Annotated in this window: 3 protein-coding genes; all 3 read left to right on the top strand. The window is 60.3% G+C overall.

Annotated features, from left to right (window positions below):
• Window positions 1-1328: glutamine synthetase family protein (locus tag ACRESJ_RS13575; protein ID WP_431758344.1), on the top strand; the 1328-nt coding region annotated here is incomplete at its 5' end.
• A gap of 187 nt (window positions 1329-1515) precedes the next feature.
• Complete coding sequence (locus ACRESJ_RS13570) at window positions 1516-3006, top strand: aldehyde dehydrogenase (protein WP_431758343.1); 1491 nt, start codon at window positions 1516-1518, stop codon at window positions 3004-3006.
• A 51-nt stretch (window positions 3007-3057) separates the two neighbouring features.
• Window positions 3058-4341: an NAD(P)/FAD-dependent oxidoreductase gene (locus ACRESJ_RS13565; protein ID WP_431758342.1), complete on the top strand. Its 1284-nt coding sequence runs from the start codon at window positions 3058-3060 to the stop codon at window positions 4339-4341.
• Window positions 4342-4471 lie beyond the last annotated feature (130 nt).

Below are 4471 nucleotides of genomic sequence, written 5' to 3'. Positions count from 1 at the left end.
TTAAGAAACATCCTGAGGTTTTGTACGTCGACCTTCTGATTGCGGATATGAACGGTGTGGTGCGCGGCAAGCGCATCGAGCGCACCAGTCTTCATAAGGTTTACGAGAAAGGCATCAACCTGCCGGCTTCTCTCTTTGCTCTGGACATCAATGGTTCCACGGTGGAAAGCACCGGCCTGGGTCTGGACATCGGCGATGCTGACCGGATCTGCTACCCAATCCCCGGCACCTTGAGCATCGAGCCATGGCAGAAGCGCCCGACCGCGCAACTGCTGATGACCATGCACGAGATCGAAGGCCAACCGTTCTTCGCCGACCCCCGTGAAGTGCTGGCCAATGTCGTGCGCAAGTTCGACGACCTGGGCCTGACTATTTGCGCTGCGTTCGAACTGGAGTTCTACCTGATCGACCAGGACAACGTGAACGGTCGTCCGCAATCGCCGCGTTCGCCGGTCTCCGGCAAGCGTCCGATGTCGACCCAGGTGTACCTGATCGACGATCTGGACGAATACGTCGACTGCCTGCAGGACATCCTTGAAGGCGCGAAAGAGCAGGGCATCCCGGCTGACGCCATCGTCAAGGAAAGCGCGCCTGCGCAGTTCGAAGTCAACCTGCACCACGTGGCCGATCCTATAAAGGCGTGCGACTACGCCGTCCTGCTCAAGCGTCTGGTGAAGAACATCGCCTACGACCACGAGATGGACACCACCTTCATGGCCAAGCCGTATCCTGGCCAGGCGGGCAACGGTCTGCACGTGCACATTTCGATTCTGGATAAAGAAGGCAACAACATCTTTGCCAGCGAGGATCCCGAGCAGAACGCCGCGCTACGACACGCGATCGGCGGTGTGCTGGAGACCCTGCCGGCGCAGATGGCGTTCCTCTGCCCGAACGTCAACTCGTACCGCCGTTTCGGTGCGCAGTTCTACGTACCGAACTCGCCGAGCTGGGGCATCGACAACCGCACCGTAGCGGTACGCGTACCGACTGGCTCGCCCGATGCCGTACGTATCGAACATCGTGTAGCCGGCGCCGACGCCAACCCGTACCTGTTGATGGCCTCGGTTCTGGCGGGCGTGCATCACGGTCTGACCAACCAGATCGAGCCGGGCGCACCGGTGGAAGGCAACAGCTACGAGCAGAACGAGCAAAGCCTGCCGAACAACCTGCGCGACGCCCTGCGCGTGCTGGACGACGATGAAGTCATGGCCAAATACATTGACCCGATGTACATCGACGTGTTCGTAGCCTGCAAGGAAAGCGAGCTGGCGGAGTTCGAAAACTCCATTTCGGACCTTGAGTACAACTGGTACTTGCATACCGTTTGATGGCTCCATCGGACCTGTAAATCACCCCTGTAGGAGCTGCCGAAGGCTGCGATCCTTTGATCTTGATCTAAAGAAGCAAAGTCAAAAGATCGCAGCCTTCGGCAGCTCCTACAGAGATCGCATTTCAAGTTTTGGATTGTGGGCATCAGCCCGACGATCACCTATTCCCCTGCGTCGAGTCACTACCATGACAATCACCCGCAGCGACTGGGAGCAACGCTTCCAGTCCCTAACAATCGAAAGCCGTGCCTTCATCGACGGCCAATATTGCGCAGCCGTCAGCGGCGCGACGTTTGAATGCGTAAGCCCCGTGGACGGTCGCTTCCTGGCCAACGTCGCCAGCACCGATGAAGCCGACGCCAACGCCGCAGTGGCGGTGGCTCGCCGTACCTTCGACTCCGGCGTCTGGCGCAATCTGGCCCCGGCCGAGCGCAAGCGCGTCCTGATCCGCTTTGCCGATCTGATCCTGGCCAACCGGGAAGAACTGGCGCTGCTCGAAACCCTCGACATGGGCAAGCCGATCAGTGACTCGATGAACGTCGACATTCCCGCGACCGCCAACGCGATCCGCTGGACCGCCGAAGCCATCGACAAGATCTACGACGAAGTCGCTGCTACGCCGCACGATCAACTGGGCCTGGTGACCCGTGAAGCCGCCGGCGTGGTCGCGGCCATCGTGCCGTGGAACTTCCCGCTGATCATGGCCAGTTGGAAATTCGCCCCGGCCCTGGCGATGGGTAACTCATTCATCCTCAAGCCTTCGGAAAAGTCGCCGCTGACCGCGATTCGCATTGCGCAGTTGGCACTGGACGCGGGCATTCCAAAAGGCGTGTTCAACGTCCTGCCGGGCTACGGTCACACTGTCGGCAAGGCGCTGGCGCTGCACATGGACGTCGACGTGCTGGCCTTCACCGGTTCCACCGCGATCGCCAAGCAACTGATGGTCTATGCCGGGCAAAGCAACATGAAACGCGTCTGGGCTGAAGCCGGGGGCAAGAGCCCGAATGTGGTGTTTGCCGACGCGCCGGATTTGCGCGCGGCAGCGCAGGCAGCGGCCAGCGGCATCGCCTTCAACCAGGGCGAAGTCTGCACCGCCGGCTCGCGCCTGCTAGTGGAGCGTTCGATTCGCGAGCAATTCATCCCGTTGTTGCTGGAAGCCTTGCAAGCGTGGAAACCGGGGCATGCTCTGGATCCAGAAACCACCGTCGGTGCGGTCGTCGACCAGCGTCAACTGGACAACGTGCTGCGCTACATCAGCATCGGCAAGGAGCAGGGCGCTTCACTGATCGCCGGCGGTCAACGCACTCTCGAAGACACTGGCGGCCTGTATGTGGAGCCGGCGATTTTCGATGGCGTCACCAACGCCATGACCATCGCCCAGGAAGAAATTTTCGGTCCGGTGCTGTCGATGATTACCTTCGACACGGCTGGAGAAGCCCTGGCGATTGCCAACGACAGCATCTTCGGCCTGGCCGCTGGCGTGTGGACCAGCAACCTGAGCAAGGCCCACACCTTTGCCCGTGGCCTGCGCGCCGGCAGCGTGTGGGTCAACCAGTACGACGGCGGCGACATGACCGCGCCGTTCGGCGGGTTCAAGCAGTCGGGTAATGGTCGGGACAAATCGCTGCATGCGTTCGACAAGTACACCGAACTCAAAGCGACCTGGATCAAGCTCTAATAACAATAAAGCGGCGGCCGCCGATTGTGCTGGTGGCCATCGGAGAAACTTATGAAACAAACGCATGTAAACAGCTACTACGCCGCCACCCGCAACTTCACCGGCGATTTTCCGGTGCTGGAAGAGGCGGTGGATTGCGACGTCTGCGTAATCGGCGCTGGCTACACCGGTCTGTCTTCGGCACTGTTCCTCGCCGAAGCAGGTTACAGCGTGACCGTACTGGAAGCGGCCAAAGTCGGCTTCGGTGCCAGCGGTCGCAACGGCGGTCAACTGGTCAACTCTTACAGCCGCGACGTCGACGTGATCGAAGAGCGTTATGGCGACAAGACCGCTGAAGTGCTCGGCAGCATGATCTTCGAAGGCGCCGACATTATTCGTCAGCGCATACAGCACTACGACATCCAGTGTGACTACCGCCCGGGCGGTATCTTCGCGGCGATGAACAAGAAACAACTCAAGGGCCTGGCCGAGCAGAAGAAGAGCTGGGAGCGCTACGGCAACAAGAACCTGAAAATGCTCGACGCGGCTGACATCAAGCGCGAAATCGGTTCCGACGCCTACGTCGGTGGCCTGCTGGACATGCAGGGCGGTCACATTCACCCGCTGAACCTGGCGCTCGGCGAAGCTTCGGCAATCATTGGCCTGGGCGGCAAAATCTACGAACAGTCGGCGGCGGTGGAAATCACCTACGGCGAGCCGATCACCGTGCGCACCGCCAAAGGCCTGGTCCGCGCCAAGTATCTGCTGATCGCCGGCAACGCCTATCTGCCGCAGGGTCTCGATAATCGCGTGACCAGCAAGAGCATGCCTTGCGGTTCGCAGATCGTCGTCACCGAGCCGTTGTCGGAAAAGCAGGCACGCAGCCTGATCACCCACAACTACTGCGTCGAAGACTGCAACTACCTGCTCGACTACTACCGTTTGACCGCCGACAACCGCCTGCTCTACGGCGGTGGCGTGGTCTACGGCGCCCGTGAACCGGATGACATCGAGCAGTTGATCCGCCCGAAAATCCTCAAGACCTTCCCGCAATTGAAGGACGTGAAGATCGACTACCGCTGGACCGGCAACTTCCTGTTGACCATGTCGCGCATGCCGCAATTCGGCCGTATCGAGAAAAACGCCTACTACATGCAGGGCTATAGTGGCCACGGCGTCACCTGCTCGCACCTGGCCGGCAAACTGATCTCGGAAATGATCCGCGGCGACGCCGAGCGCTTCGACGCGTTTGCGTCCTTGCCACACATGCCGATGATCGGTGGGCGTACCTTCTCGGCACCGTTGACTGCCATGGGCGCCGTGTACTACTCGTTGCGCGACCGTTTCGGCATCTAAGCGTTACCTCACCGGCGGCCATCCCCAAGGATGCCGCCGGTTTTTTACTCAAAGCACCGCACAACCTGTGGGAGCTGGCTTGCCAGCGATGACGGACCATCAGCCGACATCAATGTCGAATGTGCCACCC

It is taken from the genome of Pseudomonas sp. (genome assembly GCF_050739655.1).
Classification (GTDB): domain Bacteria; phylum Pseudomonadota; class Gammaproteobacteria; order Pseudomonadales; family Pseudomonadaceae; genus Aquipseudomonas.
This window is presented reverse-complemented; position numbering and strand designations above follow the sequence as displayed.

What these genes read in the sequence shown, in the direction of transcription:
- ACRESJ_RS13570 (WP_431758343.1), top strand. Translation starts at nt 1,516, where the DNA reads ATGACAATCACCCGCAGCGACTGGGAGCAACGCTTCCAGTCCCTAACA.
- ACRESJ_RS13565 (WP_431758342.1), top strand. Translation starts at nt 3,058, where the DNA reads ATGAAACAAACGCATGTAAACAGCTACTACGCCGCCACCCGCAACTTC.